Below are 26,366 nucleotides of genomic sequence, written 5' to 3'. Positions count from 1 at the left end.
GCTTCCGTCCGGTTTCACCGAAGAGATACCCTCCGGCTCGTGGCTGACATCCAGATCCCCGCTGACATCAAGCCCGCCGACGGACGATTCGGCGCCGGCCCCTCCAAGGTGCGGACGGAGGCACTGGACGCGCTGGCGGCGACCGGCAGTTCCCTGCTCGGTACGTCCCACCGCCAGGCGCCGGTCAAGAACCTGGTCGGGAGGGTCCGCGAGGGTGTGCGCGAGCTGTTCTCGCTGCCCGACGGGTACGAGGTCGTCCTCGGCAACGGCGGCTCCACCGCGTTCTGGGACGTGGCGACCCACGGCCTGATCGAGAACAAGTCGCAGCACCTCACCTTCGGTGAGTTCAGCTCCAAGTTCGCGAAGGCGGCGAAGCTCGCCCCGTGGCTCGCCGAACCCACCGTGATCGCGTCCGACCCGGGCACCCACCCCGAGCCCTCGGCCGAGGCCGGCGTCGACGTGTACGCCTTCACCCACAACGAGACCTCCACCGGTGTCGCCGCCCCCGTCAGGCGGGTCGCGGGCGCCGACGAGGGCTCCCTCGTCCTCGTGGACGCCACCTCCGGCGCCGGCGGCCTGCCGGTCGACATCGCCGAGACGGACGTCTACTACTTCGCCCCGCAGAAGTCCTTCGCCTCCGACGGCGGCCTGTGGATCGGTGTCTTCTCCCCGGCCGCGATCGAGCGCGCCGAGCGCGTCCACGCGTCGGGCCGCCATGTGCCGGAGTTCTTCTCGCTCCCCACCGCGATCGACAACTCCCGCAAGAACCAGACGTACAACACCCCGGCCCTCGCCACGCTCTTCCTGCTCAACGAGCAGCTGGAGTGGATCAACGGCCAGGGCGGCCTGGCCTGGTCCACGGCTCGCACCAAGGACTCCTCGACCCGCCTGTACACCTGGGCCGAGGACTCCAAGTACGCCACCCCGTTCGTCACCGACGCGGCCAAGCGCTCGCAGGTCATCGGCACGATCGACTTCGACGACGAGATCGACGCCGCCGCCGCCGCCAAGGTCCTGCGCGCCAACGGCATCGTCGACACCGAGCCCTACCGCAAGCTCGGCCGCAACCAGCTGCGCATCGCGATGTTCCCGGCGATCGACCCGGCGGACGTCGAGGCGCTGACGAAGTGCGTCGACCACGTCATCGAGAAGCTCTGACCTCACCCGCCGTACCAGGAAGGGGCGTCCGGCACTCGCCGGGCGCCCCTTCCCGCTGTCTCCGTACACGTCCCCCGGACCTGCGGGACGCGCGGCTCCCGGCGCGCTAGGACCTGCGCAGCAGCCGCCTCACCCCGAAGACCACGACCAGCACGGCGCCGACCGCCAGCGCCCCCTTGGCGCCGGTGCTCAGACCCCCGCCGCCTTCACCGTCAGCCGACGCCGAACGGCCGCTCTCCGAGGGCGACTTGGCGCCGGCGCCGCCCCCCGGAACCGAACCGGCCTGCACCGGGCTGTCCTTGCCCTCGCTCCCGTACATCAGCCCGGACCCGTCGGGCGTGTACGTGACGGACTCGCCCTGCCCCTGCAGAGGAACGTTCAGCCGCCCCTGCCGCTTGGGCTTCCCGTCGTTCCAGGTGTACGCGATCCCGCCGAAGTACCCCCGCAGCGCCAGCTGTCGGCCGTCCGGCGAGAAGGCTCCGTCGGTGACCCAGAGGTCGATGGTGGCGACCGGGCGGAACACGTTCGTGCCGGAGGGGGAGAGCCGTGCGGGGCCCTCGTACAGGTGGCCGCCGTCCTCGTTCTTGTCCGCGATGTAGACCCGCCCGGTCTTCGGATGCACCATCAGCGCCTCCGCGTTGCGGGGGCCGTCCGCGTACTTCACGACGTACTGGGTGGCCCGGATCGTCTGGTCCTTGAGCACCTTCGGCTCGGGCAGCTTGTAGATCCAGACGTGGTTCCAGGTGCCGCCGAGGTTGTCGCCGATGTCACCGACGTAGAGATCGCCGTCCGGACCCAGGGAGATGGCCTCGACGTCACGCGGGGCGCCGACCCCGCTCATCGTGACGGTGGCGACGGTCTCGCCGGTCCTGCTGTCGACGGCGTAGAGGTACGGGCCGTCGTCGCTGTCGTTGTGCGTCCAGTAGATGCCGGGGTGCAGGTGCGAGGCGGCGAGTCCGCTGGACTCGGTGATCCGGGGGTCCTTGATCGTGAATCCGCCGTCCCCGCTGTCGGCGACGGCCGGCGTCGACAGCGCGACGACGAGGGCGGCTCCGGCGGCCGATCGGACGGCGGCTCCGGCGAGGTACGAGGGCGATCGGCGCATGGTCCAAGCCTGCCATCTCGAACGGGCTTTCAGATCGATCTCCACCACCGGCCTGACGATCTCGGCCACCGGCCGCCCGATCTCCGCTCCTCGGTCCCCGCCGGCCGGTCCTCCCCGGTCTTTCTCCACCACTCGGCCTCTCACCGGCACCCGGACATCTCCCACGGCCCGTCCGCACGGCGTGTCCAGCCTCACACCCCCGGCGGTCATCCCCTCCGTACCGATCGTCCATGATGAGCGGATGCTCAGGTTCATGCCCGTCGGCGACTCCCAGACGATCGGGAGCGCGGGGGAACACACGTGGCGTTACCGGATGTGGCAGCACCTGCGCACGACCTACCCGGGTCCCTTCCGGATCGTCGGCCCCCGCGAGACGCTGTACGACAAGGCGACGGAGTCCCCCGACTCGTACGAGTACGCGGAGCCGGACTTCCCGCGGGCCCATCTCGCCGGCTGGGGCGAGGGCTGGATCCACATGGTCCCGCTGATCCAGGAGGCGGTCCGCGCGCACCGCGCAGACGTGCTCCTGGTCTCCCTGGGCCTGATCGACCTGGGTTTCTACACGAACGCGGAGCAGACGGCCGAGAACGCCCGGGCCTTCGTCGCCGAGGCCCGCGCGGCGAACCCGCGGATCCGGATGGCCGTCCTGCCGGTGATACCGAACGTCCGCGCCCAGTCCGACGCGCCCTTCGCCGCCGCGGTGACGTCCTTCAACGACTTCCTCGCGAAGACGGTCGCCGACCTCGACGAACCACGCTCCCCCCTGCTGCTCGTCTCCCCGCCTCCCGGGTACGACATCCACCTCGACACGTACGACGGCACCCACCCGAACGAGAGCGGCGAACACAGGATCGCGGAGGCCTTCGCGGAGGCGATGTACCAGGCGTGGGACCTCGGGGAACCGTACGCGGCCGAAAGCGCCTGACCGGATCCCCCGCACACCCGGACCGCCGGAGGATGCTGACGGTGGGTCTGCCCGCCGTGCCGGCCGGCCTCGGCCAGGCGCACGACAGCCCACGTGCCCCGTCTTGCCTAGAGCGCACTCCACGCCGTTGGGTGGGGAGTCATGAAGTACACGCAGCTCGGACGCACGGGACTCAAGGTCAGCCGGCTCGTCCTCGGCACCATGAACTTCGGTCCGCAGACCGACGAGGCCGACAGTCACGCGATCATGGACGTGGCACTGGCCTCAGGGATCAACTACTTCGACACCGCGAACGTGTACGGCTGGGGCGAGAACAAGGGCCGTACGGAAGAGATCATCGGCAACTGGTTCGCGCGGGGCGGCGAGCGGCGCGACAAGGTCGTGCTCGCCACCAAGGTGTACGGCAACATGGCCGCCGACGGCGACGCGTGGCCGAACCACGACAAGCTCTCCGCGCTCAACATACGGCGTGCGGTCGACGCCAGCCTCAAGCGGCTCCAGACCGACTACATCGACGTCTACCAGTTCCACCACGTCGACCGCGGCACCCCCTTCGACGAGATCTGGCAGGCGATCGACGTCCTGGTCCAGCAGGGCAAGATCCTCTACGTCGGCTCCAGCAACTTCCCCGGTTACAAGATCGCCCAGGCCAACGAAGCCGCCGCCCGCCGCGGCGGCACCATCGGCCTCGTCAGCGAGCAGTGCCTCTACAACCTGGCCGAACGGCGCGCCGAGATGGAGGTCATCCCGGCCGCGCAGGAGTACGGGCTCGGGGTCATCCCCTGGTCGCCGCTGCACGGCGGGCTGCTCGGCGGGGTCATCCGCAAGGAGACCGAGGGCGGGCGCAGGGCGAGCGGTCGGGCCGCCGATTCCCTGGCCAACACCTCCATCCGCGCGCAGATCCAGTCGTACGAGGACCTGCTCGACAAGCACGGGATCGAACCCGGCGAGGCGGCGCTGGCCTGGCTGCTGACCCGGCCCGGCGTCACCGGACCCATCGTCGGCCCGCGCACGGCGCAGCAGCTCGACTCCGCCCTGCGCGCCGTCGAGCTGGAGCTGTCACAGGAGTTGCTGTCCGCGCTGGACGAGATCTTCCCGGGCCCGGGCCCCTCGCCGGAGGCCTTCGCCTGGTAGCACGCCCCCGAGGGCATCGTCAGGGGTGCGGGAACCACGTGTCCGGTCCCACGGACCGGGCCCGACGGTTCCCGCGCCACCGGGCGGCCGCTCCGGGTCTCCGGGCGGCTGTTCCGGGTCTCCGGGCGGCTGTTCCGGAGCAGCCGGCGGCGGCTCGTCCGCGTCGCCCGGGCGACTTCTCCAGCTCGCCCGGCGACCTCTCCGGTTCTTCCGACGGCTCTCCGGCTCTCCGGCTCTCCGTCGGAGCGCGCCGGTCGCGGGCGCGCCGTCTACTTGACCGCCGCCGCCAGCGCCACCACGACGAACATCAGCACGAGCACACCGGCCATGATTTGGTTTCGGGTCTTGGGATTCACGCCATTGAGATTAACCGGCGTCCCCCGGCCCTCTTCAGCCGCCCGCCCCCGCCAGCGCCCACCGCGCCACCGTCTCATAGCGCGGCTGCTCCCCCGGGACCCCCGACCTCGGCAGATTGCTGCGTACGAGACACAGCTCGGACGCCGTCCAGGGGCGCCCGGCGAACGCGTCCAGGGCGGTGACGTACGCCTCGAAGTCCGCGGCCTGCCTGCTGCGGGCCACCGTCAGATGCGGGCGGTAGCGGCGGTGCTCCCCCATCGGGACGCCCGCCTTGCGCGCCGCCGCCTCCGCGCGGTCGGCGAGCAGGCGCAGCGTGGTGAGGTCTCCCGACACCCCGGCCCACAGGGCCCGCCCGCCGAAGTGGCCGCCGCCCCGGAGGGCGAGCGGGACGGGTGGCGTACGCCGGGCGGCCCGGGACAGCCGGTCGGCGAGGGGGCCGGTGACCTCCTCGTCGACCTCGCCGTAGAAGGCGAGCGTGAAGTGCCATCCCGGGCGGCCCGTCCACCTCAGGCCGCCCGCGCCCGGCAGCCGGTGCAACCCGTCCACCGCCACGCCCAGTTCACGTACCGCTTCCTCGGGTGGCAGCACGGCCGCGAAGAGTCTCATGCCGCCACTCTCCCAGGGACGGGGGCCACGGTTCCCGGTCAGACCGCGGTCGCCAGCCGTTCCTTGGGGACGAAGCGCACCCGCGGATGGCCGCGGTGCCAGCCGACCGACAGACGCAGCCCGCCGACGCGGGCCAGGACCAGGCCGACGGCCGTCGCGGCGGCGGCCGAGACCAGGCCACCGAGCGCGAAGCCGACCCGCGGGCCGTAGGCGTCGGTGACCCAGCCGACCAGCGGCGCGCCCAGTGGCGTGCCGCCCACGAAGACCATCATGAACAGCGCCATGACACGGCCGCGCATGGCGGGGTCGGTGGCCATCTGGACCGAGGTGTTCGCCGTGACGTTGACCGTCAGGCCGAAGACTCCGATCGGGACCATGAGCAGCGAGAAGAGCCACAGCGACGGCACCACGGCCGCCACCGCCTCCAGCAGGCCGAAGGCCAGGGCCGCCGCGATCAGCACGCGCAGCCGGGCCGTGCCGCGACGGGCGGCGAGCAGCGCGCCGGCCACCGAGCCGACCGCAATCAGCGTGTTGAAGAGGCTGTACGCGCCGGCGCCCGCGTCGAAGACGTCGTCCGCGTAGGCGGAGAGCCAGACCGGGAAGTTGAAGCCGAAGGTGCCGATGAAGCCGACGAGGACGATCGGCCAGACCAGGTCGGGACGGCCGGCGACGTAGCGCAGGCCTTCGCGGAGCTGGCCCTTGCCGCGGGGCGCACGCTCGACCGTGTGCAGGTCGCGGGCGCGCATCAGCAGCAGCCCGGCGATGGGGGCCACGAAGGACAGCCCGTTGAACAGGAACGCCCAGCCGGTGCCCACGCCGGTGATCAGCACGCCCGCGACGGCGGGGCCGACGAGGCGGGCGGACTGGAAGTTGGCGGAGTTGAGGCTGACCGCGTTCTGCAGCTGGCCCGGGCCGACCATCTCGGAGACGAAGGACTGGCGGGCCGGGTTGTCGACGACCGTGGCGAGGCCGACGCCGAAGGCAGCCAGGTAGACGTGCCAGACCTGGACGTGGCCGGAGAGGGTCAGGAAGGCGAGCACGAGCCCGGTGACGCCCATGGCCGTCTGGGTGGCCAGCAGGGTGGGGCGCTTGGGAAGGCGGTCGACCAGGACACCGCCGTACAGCCCGAAGAGCAGCATCGGCAGGAACTGCAGCGCGGTGGTGATACCGACCGCGGCGGAGGAGCCGGTGAGGCTCAGGACCAGCCAGTCCTGGGCGATGCGCTGCATCCAGGTGCCGGTGTTGGAGACGACCTGTCCGAGGAAGAACAGCCGGTAGTTCCGGATCTTCAGGGAACTGAACATCGATGACGATGACGACGCCGATGACGACGCCGACGGCACAGACGGTGAAGGGGCCGGCCGGGCGGCCGGGGCCGCCGAGGTCGTGGGGGCCGGCGGCACAGGCGACGGGGATGCCGCCGCGGGGGCCGTGACCGGGAGGACCGAGGGGGCCGAGGGGGCCGAGGGGGCCGAGGGGGCCGAGGGGGCCGAGGGGGCCGAGGTCGGGCGGGTCCGGGATCCGGGTGTGCGGGACGGGTGGGTGACACCGTCAGGGGCGGGCGGGGAGTCGTGGGTGGCTGGTGCGGGGGCGGAGTCTGCTCCGGGTCCCGAACTCAAAAGGGCTCGCCTCCTTGGGGGCACGGACGGCGGTGTCCGGGGTGAGGGCGTGCCGGCCGGACCTCGGTCGGCACGCCGGGCGGTGCGTCAGATCTGTGCGAGTTTCTCCAGGACGGGAGCGGCCTCGCGGAGCTTGGCCCACTCGTCCTCGTCCAGGGCCTCGACCAGGCCGGCCAGCCACGCGTTCCGCCGGCGGCGGCTCTCTTCGAGCATCGCCTCGGCCTTGTCGGTCTGCGTGACGACCTTCTGTCGCCGGTCCTCGGGGTGAGGCTCCAGCCTGACCAGGGCCTTGGCTTCGAGCAACGCGACGATGCGGGTCATCGAGGGCGGCTGCACATGCTCCTTGCGGGCGAGTTCACCCGGCGTGGCGGAGCCACAGCGGGCCAGGGTGCCGAGCACCGACATCTCGGTCGGACTCAGCGACTCGTCGACCCGCTGGTGCTTGAGTCGACGCGACAGCCGCATCACTGCGGAGCGCAGGGCGTTCACGGCGGCAGCGTCGTCGCCATGGGTGAGGTCAGGCATGTATTTAGCTTAACTCATTACTCTCGCTAAGGAGCATCGGGGTGCCCGTGACACGGACCACTGCATCCTCACGTCACTCGTACGAGTGACTCCATCGCGAAAAGTGACCCATCGCGCGCCGAAGTCCGGCGACCCTCGACTCCATGGGGACCAGTGTGCTCAGCCTGCGGATAGACGGGGAGCTGCTCGACCGGCTCCGGGACCATGCCGCCAAACGCGGAATGAGCGTCCAGGACTATGTCGTCCGGACGCTCATTCGCGATGACTTCGACGAGCGGTTCCAGACCGCCGTCGACGAGACGGAGAAGTTCTACGGGGTCACGTGAGCCCGGGAGCCTCCGGGGGACCCCGGAGGCCGGGGTCGCGTGACCCCACCCGTCAGGTGAGGCCGAGGGCCGGCATCAGGTAGTAGAAGGCGAAGACCGCCGACACCACGTACATCGCGACCGGGATGTCGCGGCCCCGGCCGGCCGCGAGACGCAGCACCACGAAGGTGATGAAGCCCATGCCGATGCCGTTCGTGATCGAGTAGGTGAACGGCATCATCACCATCGTCACGAAGGCCGGGATCGCGATCGTGTGGTCGGCCCAGTCGATCTCGCGGACCGAGCCGGACAGGATCAGGAAGCCGACCGCGAGCAGCGCGGGGGTGGCGGCCTGGGACGGGACCATCGTGGCGATGGGGGTCAGGAAGAGCGCGATCGCGAAGAGCGCGCCGGTGACGACGTTCGCGAAGCCGGTGCGCGCACCCTCACCGACGCCCGCCGTGGACTCCACGAAGCAGGTGGTGGCCGAGGAGGAGCTGGCGCCGCCCGCGGCGACCGCGATGCCGTCGACGAAGAGGACCTTGTTGATGCCGGGCATGTTGCCCTGCGCGTCGGTCAGCTTGGCCTCGTCGCTGACACCCATGATCGTGCCCATCGCGTCGAAGAAGCACGACAGCAGCACGGTGAAGACGAAGAGGATGCCGGTCAGCACACCGACCTTGCCGAACCCGCCGAAGAGGCTGACCTTGCCGACGAGCCCGAAGTCCGGGGTGGCGACCGGGTTGCCCGGCCACTTCGGGGTGGTCAGGCCCCAGGAGGGGACCTTGGCGACGGCGTTGACGATCACCGCGAGGACCGTCATGGTGACGATCGAGATGAGGATCGAGCCCGGCACCTTGCGCACGATCAGCGCGAGCGTGAGCAGCGTGCCGAGGACGAAGACCAGCACCGGCCAGCCGTTGAGGTGACCGTCGGCGCCGAGCTGCAGCGGCACGGTGGTCTGGGCGACGTCCGGGATGCGGGAGACGAAGCCGGAGTCGACCAGGCCGATCAGCATGATGAACAGGCCGATACCGATCGAGATGCCCTTGCGCAGCCCCAGCGGCACCGCGTTCATGACGCGCTCGCGCAGCCCGGTGGCGACCAGCAGCATCACGATGAAGCCGGCCAGCACGACCATGCCCATGGCGTCCGGCCAGGACATCCGCGGGGCGAGCTGGAGCGCGACGACCGTGTTCACACCGAGGCCGGCCGCGAGCGCGATCGGCACGTTGCCGATGACACCCATGAGGAGCGTCGTGAAGGCCGCGGTCAGGGCGGTCGCGGTGACCAGCTGACCGTTGTCCAGGTGGTGCCCGTACATGTCCTTCGCGCTGCCCAGGATGATCGGGTTCAGCACGATGATGTAGGCCATCGCGAAGAAGGTGGCGAGACCGCCGCGGATCTCGCGCGGGACGCTGGAGCCCCGTTCGGAGATCTTGAAGTAGCGGTCGAGGGCGCTCCGCGCGGGCCGGGACTCCGGCTCCTGCGGGGCGGGGGCCTTGGTGGCGGCCGAGGTGGACATGCGGGTCCTCAAGCGTGCGGGGGGACGGTGAACATGATCGAGTCCGGCCGGCGGTCGGTCACCCACGGGATTCCCCAGGCCCTGTTGGTGCTTTCCTACGAATACAACTGGCCAGACTCGGACTGTTTCAGTATGAACATATGAATCCGAAATCGCTATCTCCGCGCGTAGACCGTTGGTGCGCACCGGGAACACGGGTGCGAGCACCGGCCGGTCCACGGCCTCGTAAGCTGTGCCCATGGCGAAGTGGACCCCCAAGCACGAGGCGCCGGAGCCCCTGGAGGGCCCCGTCGTCGCCACCATCACGGGCGGCACGATCCTCTGGTTCGTCCTCTTCCTGGTGCAGCTGCCGTTCTACGGCTGGTACGACGACCACGGGCACACCTGGTGGCTGTGGACCTGTCTGGCCGGCGCCGGCCTCGGACTCATCGGCGTCTGGTATGTCCGCGGGCGCGACGCCGCGATCAAGCGGGCCGCGGCGGCGGGCACCGGGCCGTCGTCCACGGCAGCGGAGTAACCGGCTCCCCGGGCGTATCTCCGGCCCAGGGCCGTCCCCGACCCCAGGCTTCCCGCCTCCGGCCTCCAACCAGGGCATCACAACCCGCCGCCCCCGTCCTCCCCTGGTCGGATCTTCGGGGCACTCGGCAGGTGAAGCCCCGGTACCGCACGTACCGTCGAATGCATGACGCACATCGACGCGGGCGCGGAACTCGATCCTGTGCACCCCGTACCCCTCCCCGCTCTCGGGCGGGCCAGGGGGCTGTCCGCCGCCGAAGTGGCCGAAAGGGTGGCACGCGGCGAGGTCAACGACGTCCCGGTGCGCAGCAGCCGCTCGCTGGGCGAGATCGTCCGCGCGAACGTCTTCACCCGGTTCAACGCGATCATCGGTGTGCTCTGGCTGATCATGCTGTCCGTGGCCCCGTTCCAGGACAGCCTGTTCGGATACGTGATCATCGCCAACACCGGGATCGGCATCATCCAGGAGTGGCGGGCCAAGAAGACCCTGGACTCGCTCGCGGTGATCGGCGAGGCGAAGCCGACGGTGCGCAGGGACGGGGTCGCCGCCGAGGTCAGCACCTCGCGGATCGTGCTCGGGGACGTGATCGAGATCGGCCCCGGGGACAAGATCGTCGTCGACGGCACCTGCGTGGAGGCCGACGGCCTGGAGATCGACGAGTCACTGCTCACCGGCGAGGCCGACCCAGTGGTCAAACGCCGCGGGGCCGAGGTGATGTCGGGCAGTTTCGTGGTCGCGGGCGGCGGCGCGTTCACCGCGACGAAGGTGGGCCGCGAGGCGTACGCGGCCCAGCTCGCCGAGGAGGCGTCACGGTTCACGCTCGTCCACTCCGAGCTGCGCAGCGGTATCTCCACGATCCTCAAGTACGTGACCTGGATGATGATCCCGACCGCGATCGGACTGGTCATCAGCCAACTCGTGGTCAAGCAGCACGGCTTCAAGGACTCCGTCGCGCGGACGGTCGGCGGGATCGTGCCGATGGTCCCCGAGGGTCTGGTCCTCCTCACCTCCGTCGCCTTCGCGATCGGCGTCATCAGACTTGGCCGGAAACAGTGCCTCGTGCAGGAACTTCCGGCCATCGAGGGCCTCGCCCGCATCGACACCGTCTGCCTCGACAAGACCGGCACCCTCACCGAGGGCGGCATGGACGTCACCGAGCTGCGGCCACTGGGGGGTGCCGACGAGTCGTACGTGCGCAAGGTCCTCGGCGCGCTCGGCGAGTCCGACCCACGGCCCAACCCCTCCCTCCGGGCGATCATCGACGCCTACCCGGACAGCGAGGACTGGCGCTGCGTCGAGTCGCTGCCCTTCTCCTCGGCCCGCAAGTACAGCGGGGCGTCCTTCAGCGAGGGCGACGGCGAGGCCGGCACCTGGCTGCTCGGCGCCCCCGACGTGCTGCTGCCCCCCGACGACCCGGCGCTCGCCGAGACCGAGCGGCTGAACGAGGAGGGGCTGCGGGTCCTGCTGCTCGTCCGGGCCACCAGGGACCTCGACGATCCCGAGGTGAAGAAGGGCGCGCGGCCGACCGCGCTGGTCGTACTGGAGCAGCGGCTGCGCCCGGACGCGGCGGACACCCTGCGCTACTTCGCCGAGCAGGACGTCCGGGCGAAGGTCCTGTCCGGCGACAACGCGGTCTCGGTCGGCGCGGTGGCCGGCAAGCTCGGTCTGAGCGGCGAGGTCGTGGACGCGCGCAGGCTTCCCGACGAGCGGGAGGAGATGGCGAAGTCGCTGGACAAGGGCACGGTGTTCGGGCGGGTCACCCCGCAGCAGAAGCGCGACATGGTGGGCGCGCTGCAGTCGCGCGGCCACACGGTGGCGATGACGGGCGACGGTGTGAACGACGTCCTGGCCCTCAAGGACGCCGACATCGGCGTCTCCATGGGGTCGGGTTCGGAGGCGACCCGGGCGGTCGCCCAGATCGTGCTGCTCAACAACAGCTTCTCGACGCTGCCCTCGGTGGTCGCGGAGGGCCGCCGGGTCATCGGCAACATCACCCGGGTCGCGACCCTGTTCCTGGTGAAGACCGTCTATTCGGTGCTGCTCGCGGTGCTGGTGGTGTGCTGGCGGGTCGAATACCCCTTCCTTCCCCGGCACCTGACCCTGCTCTCCACCCTGACGATCGGCATCCCGGCGTTCTTCCTCGCGCTCGCCCCCAACACGGAGCGGGCGAGACCGCACTTCGTGCGCCGGGTCATGCGCTACTCGATCCCCGGCGGTGTCGTCGCCGGCGTCGCCACCTTCGTGACCTATCTGGTGGCCCGTCATCACTACACCGGGCCGGGCGAGTTGGACGCGGAGACCAGCGCCGCGACGCTGACGCTGTTCCTGATCTCGATGTGGGTGCTGGCGATCATCGCCCGGCCGTACACCTGGTGGCGCGTCGCCCTGGTGGCCTCGATGGGGCTGGCGTTCGTCGTCGTGCTGATCGTGCCGTGGCTCCAGCACTTCTTCGCCCTGAAGCTGGTGGGCGTGGAGATGCCGTGGATCGCGGTGGGCATCTCGGTGGTCGCGGCGGCCGCCCTGGAACTCCTGTGGAGAGGGGTGGACCGCCGCTTTCCCGCGTGAACGACGCGGTCCCCGCGCCCCCGGCGGGGGCGCGGGGACCGGTGGGTGGCTCGGGTCGGCTACTGGACGTCGACGTAGTCGCCCGCGGCCTTGACGGCCGGGGTGGTCGAGGTGCCCACGAAGCTGTAGCGGTAGTAACCGTCGACGGACGCCGTGGTGGTCGTCTTCAGGTTGCCGGTGCCGTCCGTCTTGACCGTCTTCACGGTCGTGTACGTGGTGCTGCTCTTCTTGCGGAACTGCAGCTGCACCGACTGGCCGGTGTAGCCCGCGTACTTGTTCGTCTCCCAGTTGGCGCGGGACAGCTTGCCCGTGACCGTGATGGTCTTGCCCTTCTTCACCGGCTCCGGGGCGGCGTTGACCGTCAGCTTGGAGTAGCGCTGCACGTTCGGGGACGTGAAGCCGCCCTGGTCGGCGACGCCGACCTTGCTGATGTCGAAGGTGGGGCTGTCCGGGTTCTGGCCGTTGTACGCGATGGCCAGACCGGCGGCCTTCCAGGCACCCGCGTCCGAGTTGATGAGGTCGCCCTCGGCCGGGTAGACGTCGATGTTGCCCTTGCAGGAGGCGGTGGTCGACGAGGTGGCGGTGCACTTCGCCGGGTCGACGCCGAAGAGCGCGTTGTCCGGGCTGGTGAAGCTGCCCTTGTAGAGGTACGGGCCCGTCAGGAAGTCGGCGGCGGTGATGTCGACCTCGGCGCCGTGGGTCAGGGTGTAGGTGACCGGAACAGCGACGTGGTTGGTGGTGCCGACCGCGAAGGCCTTGCCGCCGTTCACCTTGATGCCGGAGAAGCTGACGTTGAGGGCGTACGGCGCGTCGTCGGCGGTGGTGGCGGTGAACGCGGTCTTTCCGGACGCGGAGTGCGCGGCTTCCAGGACCTTCGCGACGTCCGCACGGTAGGAGGAGCCGGAGTCGGCGGCGTGCGCGGCCGGCACGACAAACGCGGAGAGGGCCAGGGCACCGGTAACGGCAGCCACAGTGGCTCGAATGCGCATGCGATCCCCAAGTGGAGAAAGGGGCCCCTGCGGTGGTCGTTCCTCACGGCTCGTCGTCACTCGGGGCCCAAGTGATGTGGAGTCTCTTGACTCGGATGATCAGATCCGCGACAGGGGCGAATGGTTGTACGCGTGGTGAAATCTTTGTGCGTACATGACCAAAACTGCCGCCCGCGGCGGCCCGGGCTCTCCCGGCACCGCCGCGGACCGTCGAGGCGGTCTGCTCCCCGCGACGAACCGCCCTGCTACTGCACGTCGACGGAGTCACCCGTGGCGCTGACGCCCGGGGTGGTCGTCGTGCCCGCGAAGGAGTAGCGGTAGGCGCCGTCGACGGACGCCGTGACCGTCGTCTTCAGCGCGCCGGCCGTGGTCGTCTTGATCGTCTTGACCGTGGTGTAGGTGGTGGCGCCCTTCTTCTTGAACTGGAGCTTCACGGACTGGCCGGTGTAGCCCAGGTACTTGCCGGAGTTCCAGCTGGCGCGCGTCAGAGCGCCGGTGACCGTGATGGTCTTGCCCTTCTTCACCGGCTCCGGGGCCGCGTTGACCGTCAGCTTGGACAGGCGCTGGATCTGGAAGCCCTTGACGTTGTCCTTCTGGACGTAGTCGGCGTCGGTGCCCTGGGCGATCGCCCAGACCTTCCAACCGCCGGCCAGGCTGTCGACGAGGTCGACGTCCGCCTTGACGGTGAAGGCCGCCTTGCAGTTCGACGTGGTGGCGTTGACCTTGGTGCAGGCGGCGCGGCCGTCGGACGAGTCGGCCACGGCGCCGCCGTCCAGGTTGTCGAAGTTCGCGCCGTGCCACAGGATCGCCTGCGCCCACTTGACGCCCGAGTTGTCCTTCGCGGTGAAGGAGACGGTGAAGGTCTTCTTCGTGGTGGTGCCGAGAACGATGTCCTTGCCGCCGTTCACCACGACGTTCGAGATCGCGGTGTCGCCGTGCGACTCGTCGGCGGGAGTCTTCACCGCGTCGGCCACGACGGAGCGGGCGACCGAGGTGGCGCCGGGCCCCTCGGCGGCCTGCGCCGCCGGAGCGGCCAGGGCGGAGAGGGCCAGCGCGCCGGTAGCGGCGGCCACGGTGACTCGAATGCGCATGCAGTCCCCAACTGGGAAAGGGGCCCCGACGCCGGTCGTCCGCACGGCTCGTCGTCACTCGGGGCCCGAGTGATGTGGAGTCTCTTGACTCGGATGATCAGATCCGTGACAGGAGTGAATGGTTGTACGCGTGGTGAGGATTTTGTGCGTACATGACCAAGACCCTCTCGTGGGGCCGGGGCGGACGGTCGCCGCGCACCGTCCGACCCGGCCGCCCGCCTCAGTCGAACCAGCGGTCCCGGGCCATCTCCCCGGTGCGGGACGGGTCCTCCAGGAGGGCGGCGACCTCGAAGCGGCGCGGCCACTGACCGGCCGCCCAGGCGAGGCCCGCCGCGACGCCCTCCAGGGTGGAGGCGTGCAGCACCCCGTCCCGGGTGCGGCGCCAGTCCAGTTCGGTGCCGTCCACGACGAGTTCCCCGTGTTCGACGTAGGACGCGAGGGCCGAGGGGCCCAGCAGGACCCGTACGGACTCCGGCACGTCGTGCTCGGTGCCCTCGGAGGTCACCTCGCCGGTCACCGACTCGCTCAGGCGCCGCACCTGGAACAGCTCGGCGAGGTCGGCGGCGCGGGACGGGCGGACGGGGAGCAGGGGCATGCCGCCGGTGAAGGGCAGCAGGTCCGGCGAATCGACGACCACGGCGTCGGCCGCGTCCACGACGGTGACCCGTCCGTCCAGCACGGCGCGCAGCTCGTCCGGCAGGGTCACGCGCTCGGGATCCAGCTCGGCCAGAGCGCCGTACAGGGCGTGCAGTTGGGCGCCTGAGACCTCGCGGTCGGGGTCGGCGAGACGTTCCAGGAGCTCGGCGGCGCCCCCGGGCTCGTCCAGCAGCGCGGCGACGGACGTGCGGACGCCCAGCGCCCGCAGCACCTGCTCGTCGTCGAAACCGGTCGCGTCGGCCTCGTCGTACAGCCCGCGCAGGAGCGGGTCGCCGCCCGCGGCGAGCAGCCCGGCCGGGTGGCGCCCGTCCAGGACGGGATGGCCGCGCAGCCACCAGGCGGAGTACGGCCGGACGATCTCGTGGGTGCCGTCCGGGAGCAGGACGCGCACCGGCTGGGTCAGCGCGTCGCGCAGCGGCGGCCGGGACAGCAGCGCGAGCGCCTGCGGCCACCGCTCGTCGTCCACCAGGTCCAGGTCCCGTACCGCGACGATCTCGGTGGCGACGGGCGGTACGGGGGTGTCGGGCAGCCGGTCGAGGACGTCCTCGCACCACACGTCGACGGCGTCCAGCAGCCCCGCGTCGTCGGGTTCGGCGAAGTCGGAGTCGCGGGGCTCCAGTTCGTCCGGGTCGAGCACCACGTCGGTGGCGCGCACCAGGGTGAAGTTGGCCAGCACACCACAGGCGGCGAGCGGCTGCTCACCCCACCGCTCGGCCAACTCCGAGTCGACGAAAGCGAGTTCGTCCTCGCGCATGACCTGCGCGAACGGGCTTCCGGGCAGCACCAGTTCACCGGCGGGAGCGAGTTCACCCTCCTCGTCCGGCAGGGCGAGGGCGCCGAGCCACGGCTCGTCGCCGGGTTCGAGCGCGGCGTCGCGGACCAGGGCGAGGACCAGTTCCGCCACCTCCTCGGTGTCCGGTGCCTCCTCGTCCCAGCCGCTCCCCTCGTCGTCGAGCGAGGCGGCGACGGCCGCGCGCACCTGCGGGGTGGTGAGGACCGCGCGGGGAGTGGCCGGGAGGGCACCGAGCTTCTCCAGCAGCGGGTGGGCGGCGTCCGGGTGGGCGACCTTGAGGCCGAGGCGGGCGAGGGTGTCGGGGGCGGCGGCCCGCATGTCGTCGGAGCCCGGCAGCAGGATCTGCCGGGGCCCCACCGCCGTCCGGCCGTCGGCGAGCGGCACCGGCAGCCCGGACAGCCGGTCCGGGTCGACCCCGGCCAGGCTCTCGTACAGCCGCCACCACCAGCCCGGGTCCTTCTCCAGTCCGGCCAGCCGGTCCACGGCATCGGCGAGCGGTACGCGGACGACGCCCAGCGTCCGGAGCTCCACCCGGCGCTCCAGGCCGGCGGGCAGCAGGCTGGGCAGCACCTCGGCGAGCACCCGGACGGTCTCGGCGCCGGCGCCCTCGACGACCTCGGCGTCACGGGGCCGCAGGGCCGCCGGGTGCTCCGCCGCGCTGCTCTCGGGCCAGTCGGCTTCGGCGTCCGGGCCGCCGCTCTCCGGCGGGGCGGCCGGCGGCAGGAAGGCGGTGCGCGGCAGCCGGTCGAGGATCGCGCGGCGCAGGACTCCGTCCAGCTCTCCCTTGCCGAGCGGGCCCGGCACCAGGTCGATGATCCCCGAGTCCACCGGGCTCCAGGCGGCGAGCAGTTCCGCGTACGCGTCCGCCGCGCGCTCCACCAGGAAGTCGGTGAGGGGGCCCGGGGCGGCGTGGCGCCGGCTGGTGTCGAGCGGCAGGGAGGCGATCAGCAGGGCGGGGACGCCGAGGGGCTCGTCGCTGGGGGTCGGCGCGTGCACGACCGGGCTGGTGCGGGGGCGGCCCGGGGTGCCGTCGGTGTCGACCGGGACGGCCCAGGTCACCGACCAGTGCGGACGCAGCCGCTCCTCGACCGGACGATCGGCGAGGAGGGCGGGGTCCAGGGGGCCGTGGTGGGAGACCGTGCGCCAGCGGGTGGTGCCGTCCCGGGAGTCCTCCAGGGTGACCCCGTGCTCCTCGGTCCTGCGGCGCAGCGTCCGTACCTCGGCGCCGCCCGTGCCGGCGTCGCCGATCTCCACGACCACCTCCGCCAGGCCGGGCAGGGCGAGCAGGAGCGCGTCGTCGAGCCCGCGCAGCAGGCGTTCGGCGAGATCCTCGGCGGCGGTGTCCCGCAGCGGCAGGATGACGGCGGTGTCGTACGGGTCGGGGGCGGTGCCCTCGGCCGCGAACGGCAGCCGCAGCAGTGGCACATGGCCGTCACGGCGGCGGATCTCGTCGCCCAGTCCCGGGCTGTGGCGGGCGGTGTCCGCCGCCAGTTCGCGGGCCTCGGCGAGGGACCAGCGGATTCCGCCGTGGCGGCCGACCACGGCGGGCTCGTCGGTGACCGCGACGACCGCGGCGAAGCCGACGCCGAAGCGGCCGACGGCGGTGTCGTGCGCGTCGCGCTTGGCGGAGGCGCGGAGGGTGGAGAGCGACTCGACGCCGGTCGCGTCGAGGGGGGCGCCGGTGTTGGCGGCGACGAGGACCCCGTCGCGCAGGGTGAGCCGCAGGCGGCCGGGCACCCCGGCGCGGGCGGCCGCGTCGGCGGCGTTCTGGGCCAGCTCGACGAGGAGGCGGTCGCGGTATCCGCCGAGGACGAGGTCCTCCTCGGCGTTGGCGTCCTCGCGGAACCGGGCCGGGCTGGTGGCCCAGGCGTCCACCACGCCGCGGCGCAGGCGGGCCGTGCCGAACGGGTCCGCGCCCTCGGGTGCCGGTTGCACGAACTTGCTCACGGTTCACTCTCCCTCTCGCTTCGCGCGACCGCGAGCGCTGGGCTCGGTCGCGGCACGAAGGTACCGTGCGGGGCGGTGATGGTCGGTCGCGCAGTTCCCCGTGGGACTTCATGGGGGCCGCCCTCAGCACACGTGGTGTGGGCGGTGTGGGCGGTGGCGGACCGCGCCGTGTTTTCCGCCGCGCGCCGGTGGGGGCTGGGCGCGCAGTTCCCCGCACCCCTACAGGGCGTCATCCCCACGAGATGTGGCACGCGCCCGGCACGCGGTGACAGACCGCGCGATGTCCCTTCGCCGCGCGCCCGTGGACGCTGGGCGCGCAGTTCCCCGCGCCCCTACAGGGCGTCATCCCCACGAGATGTGGCACGCGCCCGGCACGCGGTGACGCGCCCTGCCGTGTCCCTGTCGCCGCGCGCCCGTGGACGCTGGGCGCGCAGTTCCCCGCGCCCCCTCGGGGGCGTCGGCCCTGGGCGCTCGTCCCCAGGGGGTTTCGGCGGGGGCTCCGGGGCGTCGGGGGGTTCAGCCCGTCCGGCGTTTGAGGACGAGGCCGTTCAGGCCGATGCGGGGGTCCGGGGGCGGCAGCCCCCGGAGACGGGACACCGGGGTTACGAGTGGCCCAGTTCAGACGACGGCTCGTCCGGGGCGATCGAGACCGAACCGGAATCCGGCGCGGGCCGGAGCGGGAAGGGATCGACCCGGGTCTCGTCGATGACCGGCGGGGCCGGACGCGGCGGCGTCGGCATGACCGCGGCCTCGGAGTGCCCCCCGCACCCGTACGAGAGCGCCACGACCCGCCCGTCCGCCGGCGAGAACTCATTCGCACAGACACCGAACGCCTGTCCGAGTGAGCCGCCGATCGGGTTCAGGAAGCCACAACTGACGCACGACGCGGGCGCCGCCTGCGCCATCGCCGTCTTGGGCCCGTACGACTCCTCCCACCGGTCGGCCGCGACATGCAGCCCGTACCGGGAGAGCACCCGCGCCCGGCGCAGTCCGAGCTCCTCCGCCACCGCCGCGATCGAACCGCGGCGCGGCGCGAACGGAAGGTCCGCGGGGCTGCCCCCCGTCACCTCGGCGTCCTCCGCCTCCACCAGCTCGGCCATGTCCTGCGAGACGGCGGAGTTCGGCGCGGGCTCGTCCTCACCGGAGAAACCGGGTTCGAGCCGCAGGTCCTCGGCGTCGGTGGGCAGCAGGTCACCGGGGCCCATGTCCCCCGGCCGCAGGCGCTCGCTCCACGGCACCCACTCGGGCGCGAGAAGCGCGTCCGTGCCGGGCAGCAGCACCGTCTCGTCCAGGGTGACGATCTTCGCCCGGGAGGCACGGGCGACCGTCACGGCCCAGCGCCAGCCCCGGTAGCCGAAGTCCTTGCACTCGAAGTAGTGCGTGACGACACGGTCCCCCTCGGAGACCAGCCCCACGTGTTCACCGACGACGCCGGGGGCGGCTGCCTCCTCGGCGGCGGCGCGCGCGAGGTCGACGGCCTCGGCGCACAGACGGTCGGGGGTGCGGCTTCGCGTGGTCGCTGCGCTCACAGGTATCGCTTCTCTCCTACGCCGTCTCACGGGTGCGCCCTTCCTCGGCGGCGGTGCGGACGGAGCGGACCGGTGGGCCGCGTCGACGTCCGCGCCCGATCGCGCTCGGGCGCACCTACGTCATCCATTCTGCGGGATGACCGAGAGGCGCGCGGCCGAGAACAACCGCCGCAGGCGCGTTACGCACGCTACCTTCTCCTGAGCCCTGGGCCCACACCGGCGGGGCGCTTCCGCACTCCGCGCCGGTGTTCTTCGCCGTCCCGAGGCGCCGTTTTCCCACCGTCCGCCCGTTCTCGGCCGCACCGGAGGGGCCTCGCCGCGCCGCTCCCGGTCGGCCGAAAACCGCCCGCGGCCCCTTCACGGCGGCCCGGCACGGCCCCGCACCGGCCCCACTCGGCCCCTATACGCGCGGTAACCGCACTACCCACGCCATTCTCGGGGCACTATTGCGGAGTGGCAGCCGCGAGGTCGCCCCAGGGAGCCGCCGGAATCGACGGCACCAGGGGGAACATCCGAAGTGGCGGATCGGGCCGGATGAGCGGGTCCGTCCGCGCGGTCGGCCGTGCCCTGCACTTCCCGTTCACCGGTACGGCCCGAGGAATCCGCAAGGCGACCCACGCGCACGGGGCGGGCGAGTCCGGCCTCGGCAAACTGATCGAACTGCACGCGGTCAACGGCGCCGGCGACGTCATGATCACCATCGCCCTCGCCTCCACCGTCTTCTTCTCCGTGCCCACCGACGAGGCCCGCGGGCGCGTCGCCCTGTACCTCGCCATCACCATGGCGCCCTTCACCCTCCTCGCCCCGGTGATCGGCCCGCTCCTGGACCGCCTGCCGCACGGCCGCCGGGCCGCGATGGCGGGCGCGATGCTCGCCCGCGCGATGCTCGCGCTGCTGCTGTCGGGCGCGGTCGTCAGCGGCAGCCTGGAGCTGTATCCCGCCGCGCTCGGTGTGCTCGTCGCGTCCAAGGCGTACGGAGTGGTGCGCAGCGCCGTCGTGCCCCGGCTGCTCCCGCCCGGGTTCTCCCTGGTGAAGGCGAACTCGCGGGTCACCCTCGGCGGCCTCCTCGCCACCGGCGTCGCCGCGCCCGTGGGAGCCGGACTGCAGGCCCTCGGCCCGCGCTATCCGCTCTACGGCGCCTTCGCGATCTTCGTCGTGGGGACGTTCCTGTCGTTCACCCTGCCGCCGAAGGTCGACTCGGCCAAGGGCGAGGACAGGGCGCTGCTGGCCGCGGACGAGGAACACGTGCGCAGGCCCCGGCGGGGGAAGACACCCCGTCCCGGGCTGCGCACCGTCGGTACGGGGGTCACCCACGCCCTCGCCGCCAACGCGGCCCTGCGCTGCCTCTCCGGCTTCCTGATCTTCTTCCTCGCCTTCCTGCTGCGCGAGCACCCGCTCACCGGCGAGAGCGCGGCCGTCTCGCTCGGGATCGTGGGCGTCTCGGCCGGCGCGGGCAACGCGCTCGGCACCGCGGTCGGGGCCTGGCTGAAATCCCGCGCCCCCGAGATCATCATCGTGACCGTGGTGGCGTGCGTCCTGGGTGCCGCGATCACCGCCGCCCTCTTCTTCGGGGCCGTTCTGGTGGCCTGTCTCACGGCGGTCGCCGGGTTCTCGCAGGCGCTCGCCAAGCTGTCCCTGGACGCGCTGATCCAGCGGGACGTGCCGGAACTCGTGCGGACCTCCGCCTTCGCGCGCTCCGAGACACTGCTGCAGGTGGCCTGGGTGTTCGGCGGCGCGATCGGCATCGTGCTGCCCCTCAACGGCACGCTGGGCCTGGCCGTGGCGGCCGCGATCGTCGCGGTCGGGTGGCTCACCACCGTCCGGGGGCTGATCGGCGCCGCCCGGCACGGAGGCACGGCGCGTCCACGCGTGGCATGACTGCGGCACGCCGTACCCCACGTGGGGAGAGCGGTGGACGTGCCCGATAGCCTTCGACCATGACCTCCCTGCCCCGCGGCAGAGCCGCCAATGGACATCACCGTCGCGCCGTTGCCGCTCTCGGCGCCGTTTCCGCCGGACTTCTCGTCCTGTCCGCCTGTGACAAGCCGACGCCGCTGGCCACGATCACGGTCGGCAAGAGCTCGGTGAGCTCCGAGACCGACTGCTACAACGACGGCAAGGCGGTGAGCAGCGCGGACCTGGCCAAGTGCCTCAAGGCCAAGGACATCAAGTCCATCAAGGTCGACCCCGACGACACCGTGCGGTTCGGCGTGGACCCGGAGATCGCGGACAACGGCTGGACGATCCTGATGAACGGTCAGCCGCTGACCGACTCCAGCAAGAAGACGTACCGGACGATTCCGGGAAGCGTGTTCTTCAACGCCCAGTACGGAGCCAGCGGCAACTCGACGCTCGTCTCCATCAAGGAGGGCGACAAGACGGTGACCGGACTGTGGTCGTTCAAGCTCAAGAAGGACGCCTGATCGCTGCCGCTGGACCGAAGGTGCTGGTGGCCACCGCGGTTCCGCTCGAACGGGACGCGGTGGCCGGGGCGTTCGCGGGCCCGCGCCATGAGGTGCGGCTTCCCGGGGTGACCCTCCACCGGCTGTCCCCCGCCACCGGGCCGGCCCTCGATCTGCTGGCGGCCGGTGTCGGCCCCGCCCTCGCCGCCTCCTCCGTCGCCGCCGCGCTCACCGCGGGCGCCCTCGAAGGCGCCCCCTACGACCTGGTCGTCTCCGCGGGCATCGGCGGCGGTTTCCAGCCGGACGCGCCCGTCGGGTCCCTCGTCGTCGCCGACGAGATCACCGCCGCGGATCTGGGCGCCGAGACCCCGGACGGGTTCCTCCCGGTGACGGAACTCGGCTTCGGCACCGTCACCCACCGTCCGCCGGGAGCACTCGTACGAGCGCTCGTGGCGGTCACGGGCGCACGGGCCGGAGCCGTACTGACCGTGTCCACCGTGACCGGCACCGCCGGGCGCACCGCCGCACTGCGCGCCCGGCACCCCCGCGCCCTCGCCGAGGCCATGGAGGGCTTCGGTGTGGCCGAGGCCGCCGCCGCCCACGGCGTGCCCGTACTGGAGCTGCGCGCGGTGTCGAACGCCGTCGGCCCGCGCGACCGCGCCGCCTGGCGCATCGGCGAGGCTCTCGCGGCCCTCACCGAGGGTTTCGGGAAGCTCGCGCCCGTCCTGGAGAGTTGGAACCCACATGAGCCCTGAGAAGCTGCCCGAGCCGCTGCGGATCGCGTACTCGCCCTGCCCGAACGACACCTTCGTCTTCGACGCCTGGGCCCACGGCCGCGTCCCCGGCGCGCCCGCCCTGGACGTGACCTTCGCGGACATCGACGTCACCAACGGCATGGCCGAACGCGGTGAGTTCGACGTACTGAAGGTGTCGTACGCCGTGCTGCCGTACGTCCTCGACGAGTACGCGCTGCTGCCCTGCGGCGGAGCTCTGGGCCGGGGCTGCGGCCCGCTGGTGCTGACCCGGGAGCCGGACGCCGACCTGACGGGGCGCACGATCGCCGTGCCGAGCGAACGGTCGACGGCGTACCTGCTCTTCCGGCTGTGGGCCGCCGACACGGTGCCGGGCGGTGTCGGCGAGATCGTCGTGATGCCGTTCCACGAGATCATGCCCGCCGTGCGGGACGGCAAGGTGGACGCCGGACTCGTCATCCACGAGGCCCGTTTCACGTACCAGAACTACGGGCTCCACAAGCTCGCCGACATGGGTGAGCACTGGGAGCTGACCACCGGGCTGCCCATCCCGCTCGGCGCGATCATCGCCAAGCGGTCGCTGGGTCAGGAGCGCCTGACGGCCCTCGCCGAGGCGGCCCGCACCTCGGTCCGCGCCGCCTGGGACGACCCCGAGGCCTCCCGCCCGTACGTCCTCGCGCACGCCCAGGAGATGGACCCCGCCGTCGCCGACCAGCACATCGGCCTGTACGTCAACGAGTTCACCGCCGACCTCGGCGAGGACGGCTACGCGGCGGTCCGCGGCCTGCTCACGCGTGCCGCGGCCGAGGGACTGGTGCCGCCTCTCGGCCCGGACGCGCTGACGTTCCCGTAGCCCGCGTGGCCAGGGGTTTCCCTGGCCGGGGGTTCGCGTGGCGGGGGGCTACACGTCGAGTTGGTCGGCGACCGCCCGCAGCAGGCCCGCGATCTTCTTCCCGGAGGTCTTCTCCGGGTATCGGCCCCTCTCCAGCATCGGTGTGATGTTCTCCAGGAGGGTCGTCAGGTCCTGCACGATGGAGGCCAGTTCGTCGGGCTTACGGCGCTGGGCGGCCGCGACGGAGGGGGTCGGGTCCAGGATGGTCACCGAGAGCGCCTGGTCGCCGCGCTGACCGGCGACGACACCGAACTCCACACGCTGGCCGGGCTTGAGAGCGTCGACTCCGGCGGGCAGGACCGAGGAATGGACGAAGACGTCGCCGCCGTCGTCACGGGAGAGAAAGCCGAAGCCCTTCTCACTGTTGAACCACTTGACCTGGCCGGTAGGCACGTCTGTCCTCGTCCTCGTACTCGTCGGGAACCGCTCTGAAAACTGCTCGGGCACTCGCGTCGGAAGTTGCTCCGGCAACGCCGGGCAACCACTGGAAATCCGCTCCGGACAGCACTGCGGCGTGCCGTCCGACCCGCCGGTCCAAGGCTAATGGTCCGGGGGCCGCTGACAAGACGTCGCCTGACTGTTCCTTCGCGCTGGGAACTACCCTGGTCCGGTGCGTGACAAAACCCAACCGAATTCCGCGGAACCGGGTGACCGGCTGATCCGCGCCGGTGCCCTCGTGTTCTTCGCGGGTGCCCTGGCCACACTCGTCACCGTGACCCCACTGCTTCTCGACACCAAACCCTTTCCGACCTACATGTTCGGATTGAGCATGCTCATGGGCGTCGGCTTCCTGATCGCCGGGGCCGGGGTGTTCCGGTCGGTCGCGGCCGGCCGCCGCCGGGCCCGCGCGGTTCAGGCGGGCGTGGCCTCGCGGTAGCCGCCCAGCCAGGCCGGGAACTGCGTCAGGTCGGCGAGGACGACGTCCGCGCCCGCCGCGCGCAGTTCCGCCGCGTCGCACGGCCCGGTGGCCACGGCGACGGAGTACGCGTCCGCCGTGCGCGCCCCGCGGACGTCGCCGGTGTGGTCACCGACGTACACGCTCGCGCCGTACGCGCGCAGGGCCTCCGCCTTCCGCTCGGCCCACAGGTCACCGACGACCGCGTCCGCGCCGATCCCCAGGTGCCGGAGGTGCAGTTCGGCGTTGGGCTGCCACTTCGCCGTGACGACGACGGCCCGCCCGCCCGCCGCCCGCACCGCCTCGACGGCCTCGTGGGCACCCGGCATGGCGAGCGTGCCGGTGATCGCGTACTCGGGATACAGCTCCCGGTAGAGGCCGGCGACGGCCGGGACCCGCTCCGCCGGGAACCAGTTGACGAGCTCCTCCTCCAGCGGCGGCCCGAGCCGGGTGACGACGAGATCGCAGTCGATGTACGTGTCCGTGCGGGCCGAGAGCGCCCGGTAACAGGCGTGGATGCCGGGGCGGGAGTCGATCAGGGTCATGTCGAGGTCGAAGCCGACGGTCAGCCCGCGCGAGGGCATCGGTGCGATATGCATATGGACCATTGTGCCCAGGGGGTCACGGAGTGGTCCGGGGCGGTCCGGTGGACGCCCCGGGGCGTCCTGGAGCGGGGCCGGGGCGTTCCGGGACCGGGGGTGGGGCGTTCCGGGACCGCGGGTGGCGCGGGGTGCCTCAGCGGCGGCGCTGGGAGCGCCACACCAGGTACAGCGCCGAGGCGACCGCCGCCCCGCGCACCACCCACGGCCAGGTCTCCGCGAGCGCCTCGTCCATGTGCCCCTCGGCGATCGGGTCGCCCCAGCGGCCGTCCGTACGGCCCCACAGCCAGACGATGCCGGCCACGGCCACCAGGCCCGGCATGCCGAGGACGGCCCACTTCGACTCGTGGGGGCTCAGCCGGCGGGACCCGTAGGCGATGAGCCAGCCGAGCCCGAGGGCGAACCAGTTGCCGAGGGCGGCGCCCGCGACGAGGAGCACGGCGGCGAGCAGGAGCAGCGGGTTGCTCCACGTACGCAGCCGGGGGAGCCGTACCCGGGGCGCCCGGCCCCCGTCCTCGGTGACGGGGGCCGTCTTCCCGGCCTTGGGCGTACGCGTCGTCCTGACCGGTTCGGCCCGTGCCCGCCGTTGCCACCACGATGTGGCCGGTTCCGGTACGGGGCCCGCCTCTTCGCGGTCACCGGCATCGGTGTCGGAATCGGTGTCGGACTCGGCCTTCCGGGGCCTGGGCGGTGGTTTGAGGAGTCCGGGGATCTCCACGCCGCCGACGAAACCCGGCACGCCGTCCCCGAGTTCGAGCACGTCGCCGTCCACGCGCCACCAGTCCGGTGGGGTGGAGGTGTCGCCCGGTTCGTAGGAACCGGCGTGGTGCGGTGGTGCGGGGTGGTCACCGGCGGCGGTCTCGCCGTCGTTGGCGTCGGAGGTGCGCCGCGGCCTCGGGACGACCCTGCGCAGCCCCTTCGGGCGGGCCTCCGGCTCACCGGCGCGCTGGGTGGGCACCGCGGCCCGGGTGTCCGCGCCCGGCCCGGGCGCCCCCTGACGGGCCGACGTGACGATCTCGTCCGGTGTGCCCAGCCGGGACAGGATGCGGCGGACCGCGGCCGGGTTGTCGACGGGAGCCTTCGACCGGCGGCGGTCGATCTCGTTGCGCAGCTCCGAGACGAGTCGCATACGGGTGGCCGAGGGCAGCTGGCTCTGCTGGGCCAGGTCGCCGACACGGCTCAGATAGTCGAATACGAGCTGGTCGCTCTCGATCCCCACGAAGTCCCCTCCGGGGCGCGTGCGTTGGATACCCCGTGGCCACGACGGTACCGCGTCGGGCCCGGTTCCCGGGGGCTGCCGCCCCGGACCCCCGCATCGGCCCGGACGGCCTCGTCGTCAAGCGCCGGACGGGCGGCGGACGCGGGCCCGCGTCGAAAGGGTGCGGAAGGCCGACGCCCGGGGTCATGTCTTCCAGCCCGTCCGGCGTTTGAGGACGAGCCCTTCGGGCGACGGCGGGGTCCAGGGGGCGCAGCCCTTTG

23 protein-coding genes are annotated in these 26,366 nt (G+C 72.0%); 11 read left to right on the top strand and 12 right to left on the bottom strand.

Features of this window, described 5'->3' with window-relative positions; translation table 11 throughout:
* Positions 1-39 precede the first annotated feature (39 nt).
* Positions 40-1,158 carry a phosphoserine transaminase gene (serC, locus tag GFH48_RS22455; RefSeq protein ID WP_153289968.1) on the top strand — a complete coding sequence of 373 codons (1,119 nt, stop codon included), beginning with the start codon at positions 40-42 and terminating at the stop codon, positions 1,156-1,158.
* Between the two features lie 106 nt (positions 1,159-1,264).
* Here serC and GFH48_RS22450 read toward each other — a convergent pair whose 3' ends face one another.
* Positions 1,265-2,263 (bottom strand): WD40 repeat domain-containing protein, encoded by a 999-nt coding sequence (locus GFH48_RS22450; RefSeq protein ID WP_153289967.1) that lies wholly within the window; start codon positions 2,261-2,263, stop codon positions 1,265-1,267.
* A gap of 241 nt (positions 2,264-2,504) precedes the next feature.
* Here GFH48_RS22450 and GFH48_RS22445 point away from each other — a divergent pair, with 241 nt between their 5' ends.
* Both GFH48_RS22445 and GFH48_RS22440 read left to right on the top strand, forming a co-directional pair.
* Positions 2,505-3,188: an SGNH/GDSL hydrolase family protein gene (locus GFH48_RS22445; RefSeq protein ID WP_153289966.1), complete on the top strand. Its 684-nt coding sequence runs from the start codon at positions 2,505-2,507 to the stop codon at positions 3,186-3,188.
* 141 nt (positions 3,189-3,329) lie between these two features.
* Positions 3,330-4,322 carry an aldo/keto reductase gene (locus GFH48_RS22440; protein ID WP_153289965.1) on the top strand — a complete coding sequence of 331 codons (993 nt, stop codon included), beginning with the start codon at positions 3,330-3,332 and terminating at the stop codon, positions 4,320-4,322.
* A gap of 390 nt (positions 4,323-4,712) precedes the next feature.
* Here the strand turns inward: GFH48_RS22440 and thpR are convergent, their stop codons facing one another.
* The 3 genes from thpR to GFH48_RS22420 all read right to left on the bottom strand — a co-directional run bounded on the left by thpR (position 4,713) and on the right by GFH48_RS22420 (position 7,429).
* A complete protein-coding gene (thpR, locus tag GFH48_RS22430; RefSeq protein WP_153289963.1) occupies positions 4,713-5,285 on the bottom strand; it encodes an RNA 2',3'-cyclic phosphodiesterase in 573 nt (190 codons plus the stop codon).
* A 38-nt stretch (positions 5,286-5,323) separates the two neighbouring features.
* Positions 5,324-6,589 (bottom strand): MFS transporter, encoded by a 1,266-nt coding sequence (locus tag GFH48_RS22425; protein ID WP_153289962.1) that lies wholly within the window; start codon positions 6,587-6,589, stop codon positions 5,324-5,326.
* Positions 6,590-6,991: 402 nt separating this feature from the next.
* A complete protein-coding gene (locus GFH48_RS22420; RefSeq protein WP_153289961.1) occupies positions 6,992-7,429 on the bottom strand; it encodes a MarR family winged helix-turn-helix transcriptional regulator in 438 nt (145 codons plus the stop codon).
* Between the two features lie 143 nt (positions 7,430-7,572).
* Between GFH48_RS22420 and GFH48_RS22415 the strand changes: the two genes are divergently transcribed.
* Positions 7,573-7,755, top strand: coding sequence for a ribbon-helix-helix protein, CopG family (locus GFH48_RS22415; protein WP_148008990.1), 183 nt, complete (start codon positions 7,573-7,575; stop codon positions 7,753-7,755).
* 52 nt (positions 7,756-7,807) lie between these two features.
* On the opposite strand, the gene GFH48_RS22410 is transcribed toward GFH48_RS22415, so the two are convergent.
* Positions 7,808-9,259 carry an NCS2 family permease gene (locus GFH48_RS22410; protein ID WP_153289960.1) on the bottom strand — a complete coding sequence of 484 codons (1,452 nt, stop codon included), beginning with the start codon at positions 9,257-9,259 and terminating at the stop codon, positions 7,808-7,810.
* Between the two features lie 238 nt (positions 9,260-9,497).
* Between GFH48_RS22410 and GFH48_RS22405 the strand changes: the two genes are divergently transcribed.
* The gene (locus GFH48_RS22405; RefSeq protein ID WP_153289959.1) at positions 9,498-9,776 is read left to right on the top strand and encodes a DUF2530 domain-containing protein; all 279 of its coding nucleotides are present in this window, start codon (positions 9,498-9,500) and stop codon (positions 9,774-9,776) included.
* A 165-nt stretch (positions 9,777-9,941) separates the two neighbouring features.
* Positions 9,942-12,341: a cation-translocating P-type ATPase gene (locus tag GFH48_RS22400; RefSeq protein ID WP_153289958.1), complete on the top strand. Its 2,400-nt coding sequence runs from the start codon at positions 9,942-9,944 to the stop codon at positions 12,339-12,341.
* Positions 12,342-12,400: 59 nt separating this feature from the next.
* Here GFH48_RS22400 and GFH48_RS22395 read toward each other — a convergent pair whose 3' ends face one another.
* The 4 genes from GFH48_RS22395 to GFH48_RS22380 form a co-directional block, all read right to left on the bottom strand.
* Entirely contained in the window at positions 12,401-13,330 is a 930-nt protein-coding gene (locus tag GFH48_RS22395) for a hypothetical protein (protein WP_153289957.1), read from the bottom strand.
* Positions 13,331-13,575: 245 nt separating this feature from the next.
* Positions 13,576-14,421 carry a calcium-binding protein gene (locus tag GFH48_RS22390; protein ID WP_153289956.1) on the bottom strand — a complete coding sequence of 282 codons (846 nt, stop codon included), beginning with the start codon at positions 14,419-14,421 and terminating at the stop codon, positions 13,576-13,578.
* Between the two features lie 220 nt (positions 14,422-14,641).
* Complete coding sequence (locus tag GFH48_RS22385; RefSeq protein ID WP_153289955.1) at positions 14,642-17,818, bottom strand: sacsin N-terminal ATP-binding-like domain-containing protein; 3,177 nt, start codon at positions 17,816-17,818, stop codon at positions 14,642-14,644.
* A gap of 602 nt (positions 17,819-18,420) precedes the next feature.
* Positions 18,421-19,347, bottom strand: coding sequence for a DUF3027 domain-containing protein (locus GFH48_RS22380; RefSeq protein WP_153289954.1), 927 nt, complete (start codon positions 19,345-19,347; stop codon positions 18,421-18,423).
* Positions 19,348-19,800: 453 nt separating this feature from the next.
* On the opposite strand from GFH48_RS22380, the gene GFH48_RS22375 reads away from it, so the two are divergent.
* Genes GFH48_RS22375 through GFH48_RS22360 form a run of 4 tightly spaced genes read left to right on the top strand, consistent with a single transcriptional unit; the run spans position 19,801 to position 23,354 of the window.
* Positions 19,801-21,225: an MFS transporter gene (locus GFH48_RS22375; protein ID WP_153289953.1), complete on the top strand. Its 1,425-nt coding sequence runs from the start codon at positions 19,801-19,803 to the stop codon at positions 21,223-21,225.
* Positions 21,226-21,284: 59 nt separating this feature from the next.
* Positions 21,285-21,770 carry a DUF2771 domain-containing protein gene (locus GFH48_RS22370; protein WP_153289952.1) on the top strand — a complete coding sequence of 162 codons (486 nt, stop codon included), beginning with the start codon at positions 21,285-21,287 and terminating at the stop codon, positions 21,768-21,770.
* Between the two features lie 26 nt (positions 21,771-21,796).
* On the top strand, positions 21,797-22,504 hold the full coding sequence (locus GFH48_RS22365; RefSeq protein ID WP_153289951.1) for a futalosine hydrolase: 708 nt from the start codon (positions 21,797-21,799) through the stop codon (positions 22,502-22,504).
* The gene (locus GFH48_RS22360; protein WP_153289950.1) at positions 22,494-23,354 is read left to right on the top strand and encodes a 1,4-dihydroxy-6-naphthoate synthase; all 861 of its coding nucleotides are present in this window, start codon (positions 22,494-22,496) and stop codon (positions 23,352-23,354) included. The genes GFH48_RS22365 and GFH48_RS22360 overlap by 11 nt, the downstream gene beginning before the upstream one ends.
* Before the next feature lie 48 nt (positions 23,355-23,402).
* On the opposite strand, the gene GFH48_RS39925 is transcribed toward GFH48_RS22360, so the two are convergent.
* Positions 23,403-23,786 carry a cold-shock protein gene (locus GFH48_RS39925; protein ID WP_153289949.1) on the bottom strand — a complete coding sequence of 128 codons (384 nt, stop codon included), beginning with the start codon at positions 23,784-23,786 and terminating at the stop codon, positions 23,403-23,405.
* 217 nt (positions 23,787-24,003) lie between these two features.
* Here GFH48_RS39925 and GFH48_RS22350 point away from each other — a divergent pair, with 217 nt between their 5' ends.
* The gene (locus tag GFH48_RS22350; RefSeq protein ID WP_153289948.1) at positions 24,004-24,270 is read left to right on the top strand and encodes a hypothetical protein; all 267 of its coding nucleotides are present in this window, start codon (positions 24,004-24,006) and stop codon (positions 24,268-24,270) included.
* Here GFH48_RS22350 and GFH48_RS22345 read toward each other — a convergent pair.
* Both GFH48_RS22345 and GFH48_RS22340 read right to left on the bottom strand, forming a co-directional pair.
* Complete coding sequence (locus tag GFH48_RS22345; protein ID WP_194280881.1) at positions 24,246-24,872, bottom strand: HAD family hydrolase; 627 nt, start codon at positions 24,870-24,872, stop codon at positions 24,246-24,248. The two genes, GFH48_RS22350 and GFH48_RS22345, sit on opposite strands and share 25 nt — an antisense overlap.
* Before the next feature lie 151 nt (positions 24,873-25,023).
* Complete coding sequence (locus GFH48_RS22340; RefSeq protein ID WP_153289947.1) at positions 25,024-26,106, bottom strand: hypothetical protein; 1,083 nt, start codon at positions 26,104-26,106, stop codon at positions 25,024-25,026.
* Positions 26,107-26,366 lie beyond the last annotated feature (260 nt).

It is taken from the genome of Streptomyces fagopyri (assembly GCF_009498275.1).
In the GTDB taxonomy this organism is placed as follows: domain Bacteria; phylum Actinomycetota; class Actinomycetes; order Streptomycetales; family Streptomycetaceae; genus Streptomyces; species Streptomyces fagopyri.
The sequence above is the reverse complement of the archived record's forward strand: the minus strand, read 5'-3'. Positions and strand labels throughout refer to the sequence as shown.

Excerpts from the sequence above, each read along its gene's own strand:
- GFH48_RS22370 (WP_153289952.1), top strand. The coding sequence starts at position 21,285 with ATGACCTCCCTGCCCCGCGGCAGAGCCGCCAATGGACATCACCGTCGC.
- GFH48_RS22400 (WP_153289958.1), top strand. The coding sequence starts at position 9,942 with ATGACGCACATCGACGCGGGCGCGGAACTCGATCCTGTGCACCCCGTA.
- thpR (WP_153289963.1), bottom strand. The coding sequence starts at position 5,285 with ATGAGACTCTTCGCGGCCGTGCTGCCACCCGAGGAAGCGGTACGTGAA.
- GFH48_RS22410 (WP_153289960.1), bottom strand. The coding sequence starts at position 9,259 with ATGTCCACCTCGGCCGCCACCAAGGCCCCCGCCCCGCAGGAGCCGGAG.
- GFH48_RS22440 (WP_153289965.1), top strand. The coding sequence starts at position 3,330 with ATGAAGTACACGCAGCTCGGACGCACGGGACTCAAGGTCAGCCGGCTC.
- GFH48_RS22360 (WP_153289950.1), top strand. The coding sequence starts at position 22,494 with ATGAGCCCTGAGAAGCTGCCCGAGCCGCTGCGGATCGCGTACTCGCCC.
- GFH48_RS22390 (WP_153289956.1), bottom strand. The coding sequence starts at position 14,421 with ATGCGCATTCGAGTCACCGTGGCCGCCGCTACCGGCGCGCTGGCCCTC.
- GFH48_RS22420 (WP_153289961.1), bottom strand. The coding sequence starts at position 7,429 with ATGCCTGACCTCACCCATGGCGACGACGCTGCCGCCGTGAACGCCCTG.
- GFH48_RS22425 (WP_153289962.1), bottom strand. The coding sequence starts at position 6,589 with ATGTTCAGTTCCCTGAAGATCCGGAACTACCGGCTGTTCTTCCTCGGA.
- GFH48_RS22405 (WP_153289959.1), top strand. The coding sequence starts at position 9,498 with ATGGCGAAGTGGACCCCCAAGCACGAGGCGCCGGAGCCCCTGGAGGGC.
- GFH48_RS22395 (WP_153289957.1), bottom strand. The coding sequence starts at position 13,330 with ATGCGCATTCGAGCCACTGTGGCTGCCGTTACCGGTGCCCTGGCCCTC.
- GFH48_RS22445 (WP_153289966.1), top strand. The coding sequence starts at position 2,505 with ATGCTCAGGTTCATGCCCGTCGGCGACTCCCAGACGATCGGGAGCGCG.
- GFH48_RS22415 (WP_148008990.1), top strand. The coding sequence starts at position 7,573 with ATGGGGACCAGTGTGCTCAGCCTGCGGATAGACGGGGAGCTGCTCGAC.
- GFH48_RS22345 (WP_194280881.1), bottom strand. The coding sequence starts at position 24,872 with ATGCCCTCGCGCGGGCTGACCGTCGGCTTCGACCTCGACATGACCCTG.
- GFH48_RS22450 (WP_153289967.1), bottom strand. The coding sequence starts at position 2,263 with ATGCGCCGATCGCCCTCGTACCTCGCCGGAGCCGCCGTCCGATCGGCC.